At 60.1% G+C, this 15,830-nt stretch carries 15 protein-coding genes; 4 read left to right on the top strand and 11 right to left on the bottom strand.

The features are described from left to right. Nucleotides 1-74 precede the first annotated feature (74 nt). The gene (locus ACR3E4_RS11845; RefSeq protein WP_480530498.1) at nt 75-3,140 is read left to right on the top strand and encodes an aminotransferase class III-fold pyridoxal phosphate-dependent enzyme; all 3,066 of its coding nucleotides are present in this window, start codon (nt 75-77) and stop codon (nt 3,138-3,140) included. A gap of 46 nt (nt 3,141-3,186) precedes the next feature. On the opposite strand, the gene ACR3E4_RS11840 is transcribed toward ACR3E4_RS11845, so the two are convergent. Together ACR3E4_RS11840 and hemP are read right to left on the bottom strand one after the other, a co-directional pair. Further along, nucleotides 3,187-3,663 (bottom strand): hypothetical protein, encoded by a 477-nt coding sequence (locus ACR3E4_RS11840; protein WP_480530500.1) that lies wholly within the window; start codon nt 3,661-3,663, stop codon nt 3,187-3,189. Then, on the bottom strand, nt 3,660-3,827 hold the full coding sequence (gene hemP / locus ACR3E4_RS11835; RefSeq protein WP_480530502.1) for a hemin uptake protein HemP: 168 nt from the start codon (nt 3,825-3,827) through the stop codon (nt 3,660-3,662). The genes ACR3E4_RS11840 and hemP overlap by 4 nt, the downstream gene beginning before the upstream one ends. A gap of 214 nt (nt 3,828-4,041) precedes the next feature. Between hemP and gph the strand changes: the two genes are divergently transcribed. After that, entirely contained in the window at nt 4,042-4,716 is a 675-nt protein-coding gene (gene gph / locus ACR3E4_RS11830; protein WP_480530504.1) for a phosphoglycolate phosphatase, read from the top strand. 211 nt (nt 4,717-4,927) lie between these two features. On the opposite strand, the gene ACR3E4_RS11825 is transcribed toward gph, so the two are convergent. From ACR3E4_RS11825 to ACR3E4_RS11815, 3 genes are all read right to left on the bottom strand, one after another. Further along, on the bottom strand, nt 4,928-6,103 hold the full coding sequence (locus ACR3E4_RS11825; protein WP_480530506.1) for an acetate/propionate family kinase: 1,176 nt from the start codon (nt 6,101-6,103) through the stop codon (nt 4,928-4,930). After that, the gene (locus ACR3E4_RS11820) at nt 6,103-7,488 is read right to left on the bottom strand and encodes a bifunctional enoyl-CoA hydratase/phosphate acetyltransferase (RefSeq protein WP_480530509.1); all 1,386 of its coding nucleotides are present in this window, start codon (nt 7,486-7,488) and stop codon (nt 6,103-6,105) included. The genes ACR3E4_RS11825 and ACR3E4_RS11820 overlap by 1 nt, the downstream gene beginning before the upstream one ends. A gap of 158 nt (nt 7,489-7,646) precedes the next feature. Continuing rightward, nucleotides 7,647-8,915: a cytochrome-c peroxidase gene (locus tag ACR3E4_RS11815; RefSeq protein WP_480530511.1), complete on the bottom strand. Its 1,269-nt coding sequence runs from the start codon at nt 8,913-8,915 to the stop codon at nt 7,647-7,649. A gap of 15 nt (nt 8,916-8,930) precedes the next feature. Between ACR3E4_RS11815 and ACR3E4_RS11810 the strand changes: the two genes are divergently transcribed. Beyond that, on the top strand, nt 8,931-9,401 hold the full coding sequence (locus ACR3E4_RS11810) for a tetratricopeptide repeat protein (RefSeq protein ID WP_480530513.1): 471 nt from the start codon (nt 8,931-8,933) through the stop codon (nt 9,399-9,401). A gap of 30 nt (nt 9,402-9,431) precedes the next feature. Here the strand turns inward: ACR3E4_RS11810 and ACR3E4_RS11805 are convergent, their stop codons facing one another. The 6 genes from ACR3E4_RS11805 to ACR3E4_RS11780 all read right to left on the bottom strand — a co-directional run bounded on the left by ACR3E4_RS11805 (nt 9,432) and on the right by ACR3E4_RS11780 (nt 15,004). Next, entirely contained in the window at nt 9,432-10,433 is a 1,002-nt protein-coding gene (locus ACR3E4_RS11805; RefSeq protein ID WP_480530602.1) for a TRAP transporter substrate-binding protein, read from the bottom strand. 80 nt (nt 10,434-10,513) lie between these two features. Further along, on the bottom strand, nt 10,514-11,803 hold the full coding sequence (locus ACR3E4_RS11800) for a TRAP transporter large permease (protein ID WP_480530515.1): 1,290 nt from the start codon (nt 11,801-11,803) through the stop codon (nt 10,514-10,516). Further along, a complete protein-coding gene (locus ACR3E4_RS11795) occupies nt 11,804-12,391 on the bottom strand; it encodes a TRAP transporter small permease (protein WP_480530517.1) in 588 nt (195 codons plus the stop codon). A 53-nt stretch (nt 12,392-12,444) separates the two neighbouring features. Continuing rightward, complete coding sequence (locus ACR3E4_RS11790; RefSeq protein ID WP_480530519.1) at nt 12,445-12,960, bottom strand: flavin reductase family protein; 516 nt, start codon at nt 12,958-12,960, stop codon at nt 12,445-12,447. Further along, nucleotides 12,960-13,850 carry an aldo/keto reductase gene (locus tag ACR3E4_RS11785; RefSeq protein WP_480530521.1) on the bottom strand — a complete coding sequence of 297 codons (891 nt, stop codon included), beginning with the start codon at nt 13,848-13,850 and terminating at the stop codon, nt 12,960-12,962. Before ACR3E4_RS11785 ends, ACR3E4_RS11790 begins: the two co-directional genes overlap by 1 nt. Further along, complete coding sequence (locus ACR3E4_RS11780; RefSeq protein ID WP_480530523.1) at nt 13,850-15,004, bottom strand: LLM class flavin-dependent oxidoreductase; 1,155 nt, start codon at nt 15,002-15,004, stop codon at nt 13,850-13,852. The genes ACR3E4_RS11785 and ACR3E4_RS11780 overlap by 1 nt, the downstream gene beginning before the upstream one ends. A gap of 105 nt (nt 15,005-15,109) precedes the next feature. Between ACR3E4_RS11780 and ACR3E4_RS11775 the strand changes: the two genes are divergently transcribed. Further along, the gene (locus tag ACR3E4_RS11775; protein ID WP_480530525.1) at nt 15,110-15,820 is read left to right on the top strand and encodes a GntR family transcriptional regulator; all 711 of its coding nucleotides are present in this window, start codon (nt 15,110-15,112) and stop codon (nt 15,818-15,820) included. Nucleotides 15,821-15,830 lie beyond the last annotated feature (10 nt).

Genomic DNA, 15,830 nt, shown 5'->3' with positions numbered 1-15,830 from the left:
GGCGCGCTTCCCCCCGAGGATATTTTTGGCCAGATGAAGAAGATCCCCTTTTGGGGAAAGTTATGGGGTGTCGCATGAGCGATTTGAACGCATATTGGGCCGGTAAGCTGCGTCAGCACTGGGGGCTGGATGCGCGCTTGACCCGGTTGGATGGGGAATATGACCTCAACTTTCTGGTGCAGGCGACCAACGGTCAGGATTATGTGCTGAAGGTGATGCGGGCGGGGTGCGAGCCCGGGCTTGTCGATTTGCAGATCAAGGCACTGGAACATATCGCCTCTGCCGCGCCCGGCCTGCCATTTCCAAAGGTCTTCGCGGATATCTCGGGTGCGATGCTGCCCGTCATTGCAGACGACAGCGGCGCCGAGCGGCTGGTCTGGTTGCTGGAACGGCTGCCGGGCGATTGTTATGCGCGCAGCGCGCCCAAGACAGACGATTTGATCCTGAAGCTGGGTCGCGTGTTGGGCGCGACGGATCGGGCGCTGGAAGGGTTCGACCATGACGGTCTGCATCGCGAAGGGTTCAAATGGGACCTGTTGCAGGCGGGTTGGATTGCCGATCAGTTGACTGTGGTTGGTGACCCGGCGCGGCGGGCCGTGCTGCAGGACGTGGTGGCGGAATTTGAGGCCATCCACAGCCGCCTTGATGATCTGCCCGGGCAGGCGATCCACAACGACGCAAATGATTACAATATTCTGGTCGAGGGCGAACTGAGCGAACGCCGCAGTATCTCGGGCCTGATTGACCTTGGCGACATGTGCTCCGCGCCGCGGATTTGCGATCTGGCGATTGCCGGGGCATATGTGGTGCTGGATCATCCCAAACCTGAACGCGCGCTGGCTGCGCTGGTGCGTGGCTATCATGCCGCCAACCGGTTGCGTGCGGATGAAGTCGACTTGATCTGGCCCTTGCTGCGCATGCGGCTGGCAGTGTCCGTGGTGAACTCGACTCTGATGGCGGTCGATAATCCGGACGATCCTTATGTGACAATCAGCCAGGCCCCCGCATGGCGGTTTCTTGAGAACCCTTCGGTCAATGGCGGGTTGATGGCGGCGCGGCTGCGTGCGGCCTGCGGCTTGCCGGTGGTGGACGGTGCTGAGCGAATCCATGCCTATATGACAGGCCATCGCGGACAATTTGCGCAAATGTTCGGGCAGGATTTGGGCGCGACCCCTATGGGCTCGCTCTCGGTAGAAAACGCGACCTGGCCGCAGAACCCGTTCCACATGCCGCTTGATGAGGCCGCGCGGGTGGGTGAGGAATTTGGCGAGGGCCCGTGGCTGGGATATTACAACGAACCCCGGCTGATCTACGCGGAACCAGGTTTTCGCAAAGGGCCGTGGAAAGCCGCGGACCGGCGGACGGTGCATCTGGCGGTGGATGTGTTTACCGCAGCCGGGACGGTTTTGCACGCACCGCTCAGCGGGCGGGTCGAGGCGGTCGAGAACCGTGATGCGCATCTGGATTATGGCGGCGTGGTAATCCTGCACCACGAAACGCCTGAGGGTGATGCATTCTATACGCTCTACGGTCATCTGGACCCCGAGGTCTGTGACCGTTTGAAACCCGGCGATCCCGTCGCGCAGGGGGCGGCTTTCGCGCGATTGGGAGATGCCACGCAGAATGGTGGCTGGGCACCGCATGTGCATTTCCAACTGGCGCTGACCACCCAAGGTATGCAGGCCGACTGGCCCGGCGTGGCCGATCCGGACGAGCTGGAGCTGTGGAATGCGGTCTGCCCTAACCCGGCCGCCCTGTTGAACCTGCCAGATAACAAGGTCGCGTATGAGCCAACGGACAAAAACACGATCCTGCAGGGTCGGCGCGATCACTTCGGGGGCAATCTCAGCCTGACATATGATGACCCGGTCATGCTGGTGCGTGGCTGGAAGCATCACCTGTTCGACGAATGGGGTCGCCCCTATCTGGACGCTTATAACAACGTGCCGCATGTGGGGCACGCGCATCCGCGCATTCAGGCGGTCGCGGCGGATCAGTTGAAGCGGATGAACTCGAACACCCGCTATCTGCATCCGGCACAGACTGCCTTTGCCGACAAGATATTGTCGAAACTGCCCGACCGGTTCGAAGTCTGCTTCTTCGTCAATTCCGGGACCGAGGCCAATGAGTTGGCGCTGCGTCTGGCGCGGGCGCGTACAGGGGCGAAGGGGATCGTGACGCCGGATCACGGCTATCACGGCAATACCAACGCGGCAGTGGCGATCTCGGCTTACAAGTTCAACAAACCCGGTGGCGTCGGCAAAGCGGATTGGGTGGAACTGGTTGAAGTCGCGGATGATTATCGCGGCGCGTTCAGGCGCGACGATCCCGATCGTGCCAAAAAATTCGCAGAGCTTGTCGACCCCGCGATTGCCGCTTTGCAGGAGCGCGGCCACGGTATCGCCGGATTCATTGCTGAAACCTTCCCCTCGGTCGGGGGGCAGATCATTCCCCCCAAAGGCTATCTGCCTGCGGTGTATGAGAAGATCCGGGCGGCAGGCGGTGTCTGCATTGCCGATGAAGTGCAGACCGGTCTGGGGCGGCTGGGCGATTACTATTTCGGCTTCGAACACCAGGGCGCGCTGCCTGATATCGTGGTGATGGGCAAACCCATCGGCAACGGGCACCCTCTGGGTGTGTTGGTCACCACCAAAGAGATCGCGCAGAGTTTTGACAACGGGATCGAATTCTTTTCGACTTTCGGCGGATCAACTCTGTCCTGCCGCATCGGCAAAGAGGTGCTGGACATCGTCGATGACGAGGGGCTGCAGGACAATGCCCGCGCCATGGGGGACCGTCTGATGGAAGGGCTGCGGCAGATCGAGTCAGATTTCCCTCAGGTCGGCGATGTGCGCGGCATGGGGCTGTTTCTGGGGGTTGAGCTGATCAATCCCGATGGCTCGGAAGGCAGCGAAATCTGCAGCTATGTCAAAAACCGTATGCGCGATCATCGCATTCTGATCGGCAGCGAGGGGCCCAAGGACAATATCCTGAAAATCCGCCCGCCGCTGACGATCGAGGCCGAAGATGTGGACATGATCCTCTGGGCCTTGCGCGATGTGTTGTCCGAGGTTGGCGATTATGCGCCAGAGCCCTCCCGCGGTCACGATCATCATCACTCAGGCTGCGGCTGCTGCTGATAGAAACAAAACCCCGGCGAAATTGCCGGGGTTCTGAGTATGCCGATCAATGGAGCACCGAACTAGGGGGGTGATGCCCGGTCGTCGGCAGGGGGATTGTTGCGGTCATACGGCGCAGGGCCAGGCCCAGTTCCTCTGACAAAGACGCCAATGCGGGGGCGAAATCGGGCCTTACGATCAATGACGCCATCATCATCGCATCCTCGCGCGCGCCTTCAGATGCAGCGGCGATCATCTGGGCAAAGCAATTCTCATCCGCCCCAAGACAGGCGCAACCCAGCCCATGCCGGACCAGAGGTCGCCGACCGTGATGGGCACAAAGCGAGCAAAGACGATCCAGCGTCAGCATAGCGGCCCGACCGTGATCCGCGCCCAATGCGATGTCAAAATCGCTGGCCGCATTGACACGCCCGCTTTCACCATCCCCCCACAGGCGCAGATACATCACTGCGCCCGCCTCGATCGGGGTCAGATCAGACATCCGACCCACGGCGGCACCGCCGCGCGATGCGTGTGCGCTCATTTCGTCAGGATCAATTTGCCGGCGCGGGTGATGCGCAGAGTGTAAAGCTGATCACCCAGCTCGATATGGGCCAGGTTGCCGCCATTGGTCAGATCCTCGGCCTTGTGGGCGGGCAGCATTGAAACGGCATAGCTTTGGGTCGGGTTGGGGGTCTGCATATTCATCGGGCATCTCCAGAGCGTTGATGGCACATTGCCTTGTCGATTCGTGGTTCGCTTAATCTGGCTGACCCGGAACTGGGTTGGCTTTCTGTTCTTGAGTCTTAATCTGATAAAAATAGTAAGGTATGTCAATCCCCCATTTTCAACCCCTACCTGTTGCACAGGTCATCGCTGCGCCATAGGTCTGGGTCAGTATTGAACAAAGACGGTTAGGAACATGGTAGCGGCAGTTGTATTTGATTTGGACGGCACTCTGGTGGACAGCATCGCCGATATCGCAAACTCGGCAAACCGGATGCTGGCCGATCAGGGGATTGCCCCCCTGCCCGAGGAAACAATCCTGCGTTTCGTTGGCAACGGCCTGCCCAAGCTGGTCGCGCGGGTGATCGACCATTGCGGGCTGGACCGGGATCGACATTCAGAACTGACCCAGCTTACGCTGCACCACTACAACGCCGCTGCCTGCGACCTGACGACCCCTTACCCCGGCGTTCACCAGGCGCTGGACCAGCTGCGCGAGATGGGGTGTGTGTTGGGCGTCTGCACCAACAAACCCGAAGAACCCGCGCGCCATGTTCTGGACACCCTGAACCTGTCACAACATTTCGATACCGTCTTTGGCGGAGACAGCCTGAACACCCGCAAACCAGACCCGGCTCACTTGCATGCCAGCTTCGATGCTCTGCCCCATACCGGCCCCAGGATATTCGTGGGCGACAGCGAGGTGGATGCGGAAACCGCACAACGGGCCGGGGTACCGTTTCTGTTGTTCACCGAGGGTTATCGCAAATCGCCGGTGGCCGAGATGCACCATACGCTGAGCTACAGCGACAGCGCAGCCCTGCCGGATCTCGTGCAGCAGATTCTGACGGAGGCAGACCACCAGGCATAACCCCAAAAAAAAGACGAGGGGCCGGCCAAGGGGGTTAGAAGCCAGCCCCTCTTCGGGGGAAATCTGTGAGAGTGGTATGGGCGTGCTCGCCCGGTGGTTAACAAAGAATTAACGCATCCACTTCAGAGACGACATTGGGGGTTTCCCGTAGATCGGCATTTATTTGCGAAAACCCCAGCAAAATAACGTCCATTCAGGTGCGTTTTGCGACCTACCCGGCCGACAGATCGGCGGCGGCGCGCGCGATCACCAATTCTTCGTTGGTGGGGATGACCATCAGCTTTACGCGGGACATATCGGTTGAGATGATTCTCTTGTTGTCATCATTGGCATCGTGATCCAGCTCAATCCCAAGCCAGCCCATGTCCGAACAGATCCGGTCGCGGATAAAGGCCGAGTTTTCGCCGATCCCGCCAGCGAACACGATGGCATCGAGCCCGCCCAAAACCGCGGCCAGTGCGCCCAGTTCCCGACGCGCCCGAAAGGTGAAATAGTTGATCGCATTGCGCGCGCCCGGCATGTCCGAGGCTTCCAATGTCCGCATATCCGATGTCAGTCCCGAAAGCCCCAGCAATCCTGACTTGCGATACAACAATTCAGTGATTTCCGCAGCGCTCATGCCTTTCTGATCCATCAGATACACGACAACACCCGGATCGAGCTGACCGCAGCGTGTCCCCATCGGCAGTCCGTCGATGGCGGAAAATCCCATGCTCGACCCGACCGAGCGACCGCCCATCATCGCGCACATGGACGCACCATTGCCGAGATGGGCAACAATGACCCGCCCGCTGTGGATAAGCGGCGCCGTTTTCCTGAGGTGGTCCGAGATGTAGTCATAACTCAGGCCGTGGAACCCGTAACGCCGGACGCCCATGTCATAATACTCGGTCGGCAGTGCAAACGTGTCGTTGACCCACGGATGATTGCGGTGGAACGCCGTATCGAAACAGGCAATCTGTTTGGCGTTCGGGAACCTGTCGGTCGCGGCGCGTACGCCATTCAAGTTGAACGGCTGGTGCAGCGGTGCGAAGGGTTCATACTGTGCCAGCAGGTTCATATTGTCCGGCGTCAGCAGGATCGGCCTGTCATTGTCCGGCCCGCCATGAACGATCCGGTGCCCGACCGCGGCAACCTCGGCAGAGGGGAACCGGCGCTGGATCAGGTCCAGCACAAAGTCCAGCGCTCCGGCGTGATCATGGACATTTTCCAGATCCTGGTCGGCGACCACGCTGTCATCAGACATATATGCGCTGATACGCGCCGTAGGGCCGCCGATACACTCGACCTCGCCCGAGCAGATCAGAACGGGATCAGGCTCACCTCTGGCGAACAGCCCGAACTTGAGCGAGGACGAACCCGCATTCAGCGTGACGATCTGAACCATCAGGCCCGTGCCGACATCCGCGCCGCATGCAGGGCCGCCACAGCGCACGAAGCCAGGCGCGATTTGTCATCGTCCGAACGGCTGGTCAGGATGATCGGCGCCTTCGCACCAAGCACCACGCCTGCCGCCTTGGCACCGGCAACAAAGCTGAGCTGCTTGAACAGCATGTTGCCCGCGTCAATATTGGGCGCGACCAGAATTTCCGCCTGCCCCGCGACCTCCGAAACGATACCCTTGGTACGTGCGGCAGCAAGGCTGACGGCATTGTCCATAGCCAGAGGGCCATCGACCAGCCCGCCCTTGATTTGTCCCCGTTCCGCCATCTTCGCAATAAGCGCAGCATCCATCGAGGACCGGATCGCCGGGTTGACGGTTTCTACAGCGGACAGGATAGCGGCCCGCGGCGTCTCGAACCCGATTGATTTCGCCAGATCGATCGCGTTCTTGGTAATGTCGATCTTGGTCTCAAGGTCTGGCTCGATGTTGATGGCTCCGTCGGTGATCAACAAGGGTTTAGGCTGACCCGGGACATCCATGACAAAGACATGCGTGAACCGGCGACCCGCCCGCAGGCCACGTTCACGTCGCATGGCGGCACGCAGCAAATCGTCCGTATGCAGATGCCCTTTCATCAGCGCCTTGGCCTGTCCGTCGGCCACAAGATCGACGGCCTTGTTGGCCGCTTCGACATGGCTTTGGGCAGGAACGATCTGAATATCGCCCAGTTGCACGTCGAGTTCACGGGCGGCGGTGGTAATCTTGTCGGGGTCACCAACCAGAAACGGCTCGATAATCGATTCACGCGCGGCCAGCAGGGCACCGCCCAGCGAATTGGGATCTTCCGGTGCAACCACAGCCGTCGGCATCGCCGCCAGAGGCCGGGACTGTTCCACAAGCGCATCAAAGTGCCGGTGCCGATGCACGACAACGTCGGGGATATCGAGCTTGCCAAATGAAAGCTGCCGCTCGGGCGCGACAACCACAGCCGTACCGGAGACGACGGTGGCACCGTCCAGTGGCCGGGTTACCTTGGTGTCCAGAACCACTTCGCGGTTCTCGCGCTTTTCGATGACCGTAACGCGGACCAACAGCTCGTCCCCCGCAAAGGCATGCGTCGAGAACTCGAGCGTCTGTGACTTGCACAATGTCCCCGGCCCCGGCAGCGTATTGCACAGCACTGCCGAGATCAGCGTGCCGACGAACATATCCGGTGCTATGGCTTCGTTCAGAAGATCTCCGTCGCCGTCTTCCTTGGACAGATGCAGGGGATTGTGGTTCCCCGAATTCGAAGCGAACACATAGAAATCGTCCGCATTGCAGGTCCGCGTCAGTTCGGCAGTGTCGCCTACGTTCAGCTGATCAAAGGTCTTGTTGTGGTATTGCATGTCCAAACTCGGCAAGGTTGTGATCTGGGCGTGACACCAGGGACCGGTCAAGCCCCCGGCATATCGGGCTGCCACCGAGCATTAAGAAATTTCCCAAGGATTTCCAGTGTCGAGGCAGAACTGGCCCTATTCAATTGGACAATGTGGGAAGTGTCCGGCTAGGGCGCGAAATCCGCTGGCACACCAAAGAGCGGCGCATCGAGCGTTGTTCCCTTCAGCGATGTCAGAAACGCCACCAGGTCGGCAATCTGTGTATCGGTCAGTTCCACTGGCTCGATATCGATCTTCCGACGCTGGCGCGCCATCTCGAACCGGTCCTGCCAGACGATGAAATCCACCTGCTCCAGCCACGGCACATCGGGAAGCGCCGCCATAGCGGGGGTCCAGGATGCAAGGCTTCGTGATGGGTTCAAATGGTGCCGAATAATCCCTTCCAGATCTGCAAAGGCACCGTTGTGCCCATAGGGTGCCGTTTCCGTCACGTTGCGCAGCATCGGGGTGCGAAAGCGATAAGCGTCCTCAAGCCGGTTGCTTTCGCCCATGCGGCCCACGTCGCGGGCATAGGGGTCCCACTGGCGGGTCTTGCCGGGGCCAAAGGGCGGCAGGCCGAGCGCGTGGAATTTCTGATCGGACAACAACGGGCCTGAGTGACAGCCCGAGCATCCCGCCGTGCCAAAGAACAGCGTCATGCCATCCTTCTGCTGCTGCGTCAGGGCCATGTGATCCCCGGCCAGATACTGGTCGAACGGACTGTCGGTGCTGCGCCATTCCAACGCCATGAAAGCAGCCAGCGCATTGGCGATTTGGGTGATCGAGATATCTTCGGTCGTATCGACTTCGTCGAACGCCTCGACCATGGCCGGACCATAGCGCGGATCGGTGCGCACGCGTTTGGCAAGGATCGGCCAGCCTTTGTCGATACGGTCATGCACCGCGCCGGTGACCTGATTTTCAGCCACGTTCCCGGCCATCTCAAATTGCGAAGTCAGCGGAAACAGCGCCTGTGCGGCCAGTAATGAGTTCAACCCGTCCGGCAACCATTCCTGCGCAGGTGAATTGAAGCCGTTGCCATAGATGTCAGAAATGCTCAGACGGCCATCGTGAAAGACCGTATGGATGTCCCTGGCCCCGAGGTTCCAAAGCCCCGGAGAATTGCGCGGAATGCGTTTGCGAATCCTGTCCGCTCCGGTGCCCGGCGTGCGGTCTGGTCCCAGCCCCTGTCCGCCCTCGCCAATGCCCAGCGACAGCCCGTCCGAGGTGCCGAAATCCGGGTGGTGGCAATGGGCGCAAGAAATGTTCCGGTTGCCCGACAGGATCGGATCGTAAAACAGTTGATGACCGATAGCGGCCTGTTCCATATCAAAGGAGATGAAATCGTCATCGGTCAGCGGGCGCGGCAAATCCTGTGCGCCCGCGGTCCCGGCCAACAGGAAAGCAACGCCATGCGCCAGTTTGTATTTGCCCTTTGCCTGTTTGCATCCCCGGCGCTGGCTGAGTTGGAACAGGCGCGCGATCTGATGGAGGCCGGCGCGTTTGAAGCCGCGCGCGAGGAACTGCTGCCAGCGGCGCGATCCGGCAATGCCGAGGCCGAGGAACTGATCGGTGTGATGTATGGGCTGGGCCTTGGGGTTGAGCAGGACTATAAACGCGCATTCGAATGGTATTTGCGCGCCTCGATGAAGGGGCATCCGGGGGCGCAGTCTGGCGTCGGCTGGTACTATGAGCTGGGTCTGGGCATGCCCGCGCCCGATCTGGTGCGGGCTTACATGTGGTACACGCTCAGCGCCATTGGCGGCGACCCCGATGCGGCGATCAGCCTTGAGGAGGTGGTCAAGAAGATGTCGCCGGAGCAGATCGAAAAGGCGCATATTCTGGTCAACGACTACAAAGGGTGGATGTACCCGTTTCGGTGAGGGTCGGGCCATTCAGCCCGACCCAACAGCTTAGTTCAGGTCCGCGTCGCGGGATGCATTCACATCCGCCTCAGCCGCTGCAACCGCATCGGTCAGCGCCCCAAATATCTCATCCCCGCGGGCCACGTTGGACTGGAACCAGTCATAAACCGGCGTTGCGGCCTCTTTGAACGCGGCCTTCTGATCGGGTGTCAGCACATATAGGTCACCGCCACCAGCGACGAAATCCTCATACGCCTGGATCGACTTGCGCTTGGGCGAGGCAAAGGTGGCCTGCTGCAGCGCATAGAAACCGTCGACTACGACGCGGCGCATATCCTCGGGCATTTCCTGGAATTTGGCGTTGTTCATCCACCACAGCGCCCCCATGTAGGCATGGCCGTCCAGCGTGACATATTGCAGACCGGCGTCGGGGAATTTCATGCCCATAATGTCGGTGATACCGTTCTTCGATCCTTCAACCACACCGGTCTGAAAGCTGGTGAACAGTTCCGGCCACGGGATCGGAGTGGGGGAAGCGCCCAGCGCCTTGACCAGCTCCTGCGGCAGGTCGGCGACCACGGTGCGGATTTTCAGACCTTCCATATCGGCAGGCTCGGCAATGCGGCGCTGCGTGTTGGCAAAGTTGCGCCAGCCGCCGGTGTTGCCAATGGTCATCAGACGGATCGCCCCGCCCGAATCCTCAAGCGCCATATCGCGCATGGTGCGGGTGAAATCACCCGACAGCACATGCTCGGCTATGCGGTCGTCGGCCATCAGATAGGGCAGATCCAAAACCTGCACGTAAGGAAAGATGCCTGACGCACCGCCCGAGGTTGAGATGTAGATGTCGATGGTGCCGTCGGCCACGCCCTGCAGGCATTCCGCGCCGTTCGAACACAGCTGGGTGCCGATGAACAGCTCAACCTCGATGGCACCGTTCGATGCGGCCTCGACATAATTCTTGAAGACGACCAGACCGTCATAATCCTCGTCATTTTCGTTCGAGTTGGCGGTGGCGCGCAGCGTGTAATCTGCGGCTGTGGCGGCCATGGCGGACGCGGCCACCAGCGATGTCGCCACCGCTGCGGATTTGATGAAGTCTCTGAGCATGCGTTTCCTCCCTGTGATACTCAGTTGGCAAATCCCGTTATCCTCGGGATCGTCATGGATAGTGCGGGGATGTAGGTGATCAGAAAGATCACGATGATTTCGACCGCCAGAAACGGCAGGATCGCCTTGGCAATGGTTTCGACCCGTTCCCGCGAGACGGCGGCGGCCACGAACAGGACCAACCCCATTGGCGGGGTGGCCAGACCAACGGTCAGGTTAACGCTCATGATTATGGCAAAATGGATCGGGTCGACACCAAGGCTGGTAAAGATCGGGCCAAGGATCGGACCAAGGATGATGATCGCCGGGCCCGCGTCCAAAAACATGCCGACGATAAACAGCAACAGATTGATCAGGAACAGCAGGATCAGCGGGTTTTCCGACAGGCTGAGGATCAGTTGCGCCAGTTGTTCCGGCGCGTGGCTGAGGCTGACCACGGTCTTGAACGCCATCGCGGCCCCGACCAGCAGCAGCACCACCGCCGAGGTCATGCCCGCGTTGCTGAGGATCTCGGGCACCTCTTTCAAGGTAAGCGTGCGCAGGACAAAGAAGCCGATGATGAAGGCATAACCCACGGCCACGGCCGCCGCCTCGGTCGGGGTGAAGATACCGCCCAGAATGCCGCCCAGAATGATCACCGGCGTCATCAGCGGGAAAAACGCCTTGAGGCTGGCCTGCCTGCGCTCGGGCCATGTGTATTTGCGGCTGGCAACGGGAAAGTCATAGCGGTCGGCCATGAGCTTGATCATCAGCATCAGGCCAACGCCGACCATTACACCGGGAACGATGCCCGCCAGGAACAAGGCGGCGACGCTTTCGCCCATCACATAGGCATAAATGATCATGATGCCCGAGGGCGGGATGATAGGCCCGATCACCGAACTGGCCGCCGTGATCGCGGCGGCGAATTTGCGGGTATAGCCCTGCTTCTCCATCGCCGGGATCAGCATCGAGCCAAGCGCCGAGGTGTCGGCCACTGCAGAGCCGGACAGGCCTGCGAACAGGATCGAGCTTAGCACGTTCACATGCGCCAGCCCGCCGCGCAGGTGGCCCATCAAAGCCTGCGAAAACTCGACGAGGCGGATGGTTATGCCGCCCCGGTTCATCAGCTCTCCGGCCAGCATGAAGAAGGGGATCGCCATCAGCGGGAAGCTGTCCATACCGTTATAGACATTGCGATACAGCAGCGTGATGTCGTTGGTCTGACCGTTCAGCCACAGCAGGATACCGGGCGCGGCCAGCAGCGCGAAAAACACCGGCAGGCCGATCAGCAGGAAAATCAGGAAGGTGGGCAGGAACCAGATCAGCATCTATTCGGCCCCCACCGCAGCATCAGGAATTTCGGGCAAAAGATGACCCCCGCCTAGCAGAGTGATGAAGGATCGCAGGATCAGCTCGATATTGACCGAGATCAGCAGGACGATACCCACTAGCAACGAGGCCATCATCCAGCTGCGCGGTATGCGGAACCATTCGTCGAACCCGAAAGAAGTGGGCAAATACAGCGCGGCAGTGGCGAATTTGCCGCCAAAACCGGTGACCTCGGACCAGCCGATATTGACGGCCACCAGCAGCACGGCCAGCGAGATAAGCAGCAGGAACAGATTGAGCGTTTGCCCGATGAGGCGCGGCAGAAACCGTTCCAGCATGTCGATGGCGACAAACCCTCCGCGTCGGAATGCGGTCGGGGCCATCAGACCCGTCATCCAGAGCATGCAAAACCGCGCGGCCTCGTCCGGCCAAGGCAGGGCGTTGCCCAGAACGTATCGGAAGAACACCTGAATCAGAATTGCGATCACCATCAAAGCAATCGCAACAATGCCAACCGCGCGGCCCAGACGCAGCACGGCTTCGTTCACGAATGCAATCGGCGCAAGCACCGATGCCAGTCCGCCCATGCGGATCCTCCCTTGTTCAGCCGCGGGTTTGTCCCGCGATCGTCAGAACGCGCTTATGTCTTCGCGAATTGGCCGAGTTTTCCGGCATAAAAGGTCAGCGCGTCTCCGTCGCTCATGCTGGCCTTCAGGACTTTGCCCACGACGATCACATGGTCACCCGCGTCGTGATAAGCGTGTTGTTCGCACTCGAACCGGGCCAGACAATCGGGCAGCAGCGGTGTGCCGTTTGCGCAGCGCTCGTGCCGGATGTCCCGCAAGGCGTGGGCGTCTTTGGAACAGCCAAAGCACAGCTCGGCCTGTTCCGACGATAACACGTGAACCGTGAAATGCCGCGCCTTGTGGAAATAGGGAAACCGGCGCGAGTTTCGATCCCCCGCCCACATGATCAGGGCCGGGTCCAGCGACAGGGATGAGAAACTGTTGGCGGTGATGCAGATCGGGCCGTCATCGCTGTCACAGGTCACGACAGTTACGCCGGTGGCAAACCGGCCAAACGCGTCGCGCAGAGTTCTTGTGTCGTCCTTGCCCGGCACAAAGGTATGGGCCATATCGCGCGAAATTGCATTCATCACGGCACCTCATGCCCCAGTGCCGCCTCATAAAGGCGATACCAGCTTTCAGGATCCAGAGTGACCTTCAATGCGTCCGAGATGCGTTTGATCCGGTCCGGATTATTGGTGCCCAGCACCGGCAGGATGTGCGCCGGATGCGCCAGCAGAAAGGCCACGGCCACGGCGGCACGATCCACGCCGAATTCTGCGGCAATTTCATCGGCAACGACCCCGACCGGAGGGTTCCCGGCCATCAGCAACCCGCCCCCCAGTGGCGACCATGCCATTACGGGATGCCCGTGCTGCTGGTGAAAGGCCAGATCGCCATTTGTAAACGGGCTGATCTCACCCAGAGAAATCTCGACCTGGTTGGTCACAAGCGGCGTTTTCATCGCCGATTGCAGCAAGGTCCAATCCCACGGACGGAAGTTCGAGACACCCACCGCGCCGACCTTGCCACTGGCAACAACCTCATCCAGCGCGGTGCCGGTTTCATGGTGGTCCATCAGAGGATCCGGGCGGTGAATCAGCAGCAGGTCGATATGGTCGATGGCCATTTCGGTCAGAGACGTATCGACCGAATTCACGATATGCGCGCGCGAGGTGTCATAGTATTTGACCTTCGCATCCGCATAGCGCCCGACCGGGGCGATGATGTCACATTTGGTGACAATCTCCATCTTCTGACGCAGGCCCGGGTTGGCACGCAGGGCGTTGCCCAGAACCGCCTCGGCCGCGTATCCGCCATAGATATCGGCCTGATCGAAGGTGGTAATGCCCTGATCCAAACAGGCCTGTATCTTGGCCTCGACATGGCTTGCCGAGGTATCGCTGTCATCGCCCAGACGCCACATGCCATAGACAAGGCGGCTCATTTCCAGCGTGTCAGACAGTTTCACACGTTGCATCAGCGGCGAACTCCGTTGCCCAGCGGGGTCGCCGGGGTTGTTGCGGGCACGCGCCCATAGGCTTCGGGCAGCGAGCAGGTTTTCAGGTGGGGCAGCACGCGGGCACCGAAATGCCTGGCCTCGTCCACGTGCGGGTACCCCGAGAAGATAAAGGCGCGGATGCCCATCTTCTGGTATTCTTCGATCTTGGTCATGACCTGATCTGTCGACCCCACCAGCGCCGCGCCGCAGCCCGACCGGGCGCGTCCAACACCGGTCCACAGGCCGGGTTCGACATAGCCGTACTCATCCGCCAGATCGCGGTTCTTGGTCTGATGCGCCACACCAAGCGAGGTCGCATCCAGCGCCCGTTCGCGAATGGCGCGGCCATAGTCGTCATCCAGTTTCGAGACGATGTAATCCGCATATTCCTGCGCCTCGGCTTCGGTGTCCCGCACGATCATGTGAACGCGCAAACCATAATCCAGAGTGCGGTTGTAGGTTTCGGCCACGGCGTGGACGGCCTTCATCCGATTGGCCAGTTGATCCTTGGTCTCAGGCCACATCAGGTAAACATCGCAATGCTCGCCACACAGATCCAAGGCGGATGGAGAATAGCCGCCAAAATAGAGCAACGGCCCACCGGTCTGATAAGGCCGCGCCGGATCGGTGGTCAGTCCCTCGAAGTTGTAGACCTCGCCCACGTGATTGATCTCATCCTGCGTCCAGGCCTGCTTTAGAATCTCCACCACTTCGCGCGAGCGTTGATAGCGGAACGCGCTGTCGGCATTTTCGCCCGGAAAATCGGACGAGATGATGTTGACCGTCAACCGCCCCTTCAGCATGTGATCCAGCGTCGCGATGGTGCGGGCCAGCATGATCGGCTGCATCTCGCCGCACCGCACCGCGGCCAGCAGATTGATCTTTTCGGTAATTGGCGCACAGCCCGCCACGAAGCTCAGCGTGTCCTGACCGACCTGATAAGAGGACGGGCACAGGATGTTACGAAACCCTTGCGCCTCGGCCTCTTTCACGATGCTGGAACAGTGGTCCCAACTGGATCGCAGATCGCCTTCGGGCACTCCCAGAAACTGATAGTCGTCCGAGCAGAGCGCAGCAAACCACGAGACCTCGGCCGCATCCAGATCGGGGGATGTGATGGGGACGATGGTCATTTGATTCACGCTCCGTGCATCTTTTACTTTTCTCTTGCGTAGCAACCGCATTGATGTAGATCAATAGTGTATCAATTTTTCCTGCGACCAAACGAAGCGCCTCAAATGCCCCCCAACAGCCGAAACCCCAACGCCCTGCCGATCTATGTCCAGATCTCAGAACTGCTGATCCGCGACATCGCGGCAGGTCGCCTGATCGACGGCGAGCGCCTGCCGCCCGAACGGGAGATGGCTGCCGGGTTGCAGGTGTCTGTCGGGACGCTGCGAAAATCACTGGCTGAGCTAGAGAAAAAAGGCATGTTGGAGCGTGTTCAGGGCTCGGGCAACTACATTCGCGAGACCGGAACCCAGAACAGCGTGTATGCGATGTTCCGGCTGGAGTTGCCCGAAGGCGGCGGGTTGCCGCGCGCTGATGTCCTGTCGGTCGATCATCTGCAAAAGCCCGCTGATCTGCCGGAATTCGGCCAGTCGAAATTCGGATCGCGGGTGCGCCGGATGCGCTATCTGAATGACACAATCATCGCAGTCGAGGAGATATGGCTGGACGAATCAGCGGGTCAGATCGACCGGAACCTGCTTTCGGACTCGCTGTATCGCTATTATCAGCAGCAACTTGGCTTCTGGATCACCCGGGCCGAGGATCGCGTCTCGGTCGGCGCCCTGCCCGATTGGACGCCCCGCGGCTTTACCAGACCCGCAGGCCAGATCGCAGGATATATCGAGCGGTTCAGCTGGTCGGAAAAGCCCGAACCGGTCGAGTTCTCAAAGACGTGGTTCGATCCGGATCGGGCCACCTATGTCCAACGCCTGAAGTAAAAGGAAACAC

It is taken from the genome of Ruegeria sp. AP11, from assembly GCF_056535865.1.
The sequence above is the reverse complement of the archived record's forward strand: the minus strand, read 5'-3'. Positions and strand labels throughout refer to the sequence as shown.

Excerpts from the sequence above, each read along its gene's own strand:
- ACR3E4_RS11845 (WP_480530498.1), top strand. The coding sequence starts at position 75 with ATGAGCGATTTGAACGCATATTGGGCCGGTAAGCTGCGTCAGCACTGG.
- ACR3E4_RS11840 (WP_480530500.1), bottom strand. The coding sequence starts at position 3,663 with ATGAGCGCACACGCATCGCGCGGCGGTGCCGCCGTGGGTCGGATGTCT.
- hemP (WP_480530502.1), bottom strand. The coding sequence starts at position 3,827 with ATGAATATGCAGACCCCCAACCCGACCCAAAGCTATGCCGTTTCAATG.
- gph (WP_480530504.1), top strand. The coding sequence starts at position 4,042 with ATGGTAGCGGCAGTTGTATTTGATTTGGACGGCACTCTGGTGGACAGC.
- ACR3E4_RS11825 (WP_480530506.1), bottom strand. The coding sequence starts at position 6,103 with ATGGTTCAGATCGTCACGCTGAATGCGGGTTCGTCCTCGCTCAAGTTC.
- ACR3E4_RS11820 (WP_480530509.1), bottom strand. The coding sequence starts at position 7,488 with ATGCAATACCACAACAAGACCTTTGATCAGCTGAACGTAGGCGACACT.
- ACR3E4_RS11810 (WP_480530513.1), top strand. The coding sequence starts at position 8,931 with ATGCGCCAGTTTGTATTTGCCCTTTGCCTGTTTGCATCCCCGGCGCTG.
- ACR3E4_RS11805 (WP_480530602.1), bottom strand. The coding sequence starts at position 10,433 with ATGGCCGCCACAGCCGCAGATTACACGCTGCGCGCCACCGCCAACTCG.
- ACR3E4_RS11800 (WP_480530515.1), bottom strand. The coding sequence starts at position 11,803 with ATGCTGATCTGGTTCCTGCCCACCTTCCTGATTTTCCTGCTGATCGGC.
- ACR3E4_RS11795 (WP_480530517.1), bottom strand. The coding sequence starts at position 12,391 with ATGGGCGGACTGGCATCGGTGCTTGCGCCGATTGCATTCGTGAACGAA.
- ACR3E4_RS11790 (WP_480530519.1), bottom strand. The coding sequence starts at position 12,960 with ATGAATGCAATTTCGCGCGATATGGCCCATACCTTTGTGCCGGGCAAG.
- ACR3E4_RS11785 (WP_480530521.1), bottom strand. The coding sequence starts at position 13,850 with ATGCAACGTGTGAAACTGTCTGACACGCTGGAAATGAGCCGCCTTGTC.
- ACR3E4_RS11780 (WP_480530523.1), bottom strand. The coding sequence starts at position 15,004 with ATGACCATCGTCCCCATCACATCCCCCGATCTGGATGCGGCCGAGGTC.
- ACR3E4_RS11775 (WP_480530525.1), top strand. The coding sequence starts at position 15,110 with ATGCCCCCCAACAGCCGAAACCCCAACGCCCTGCCGATCTATGTCCAG.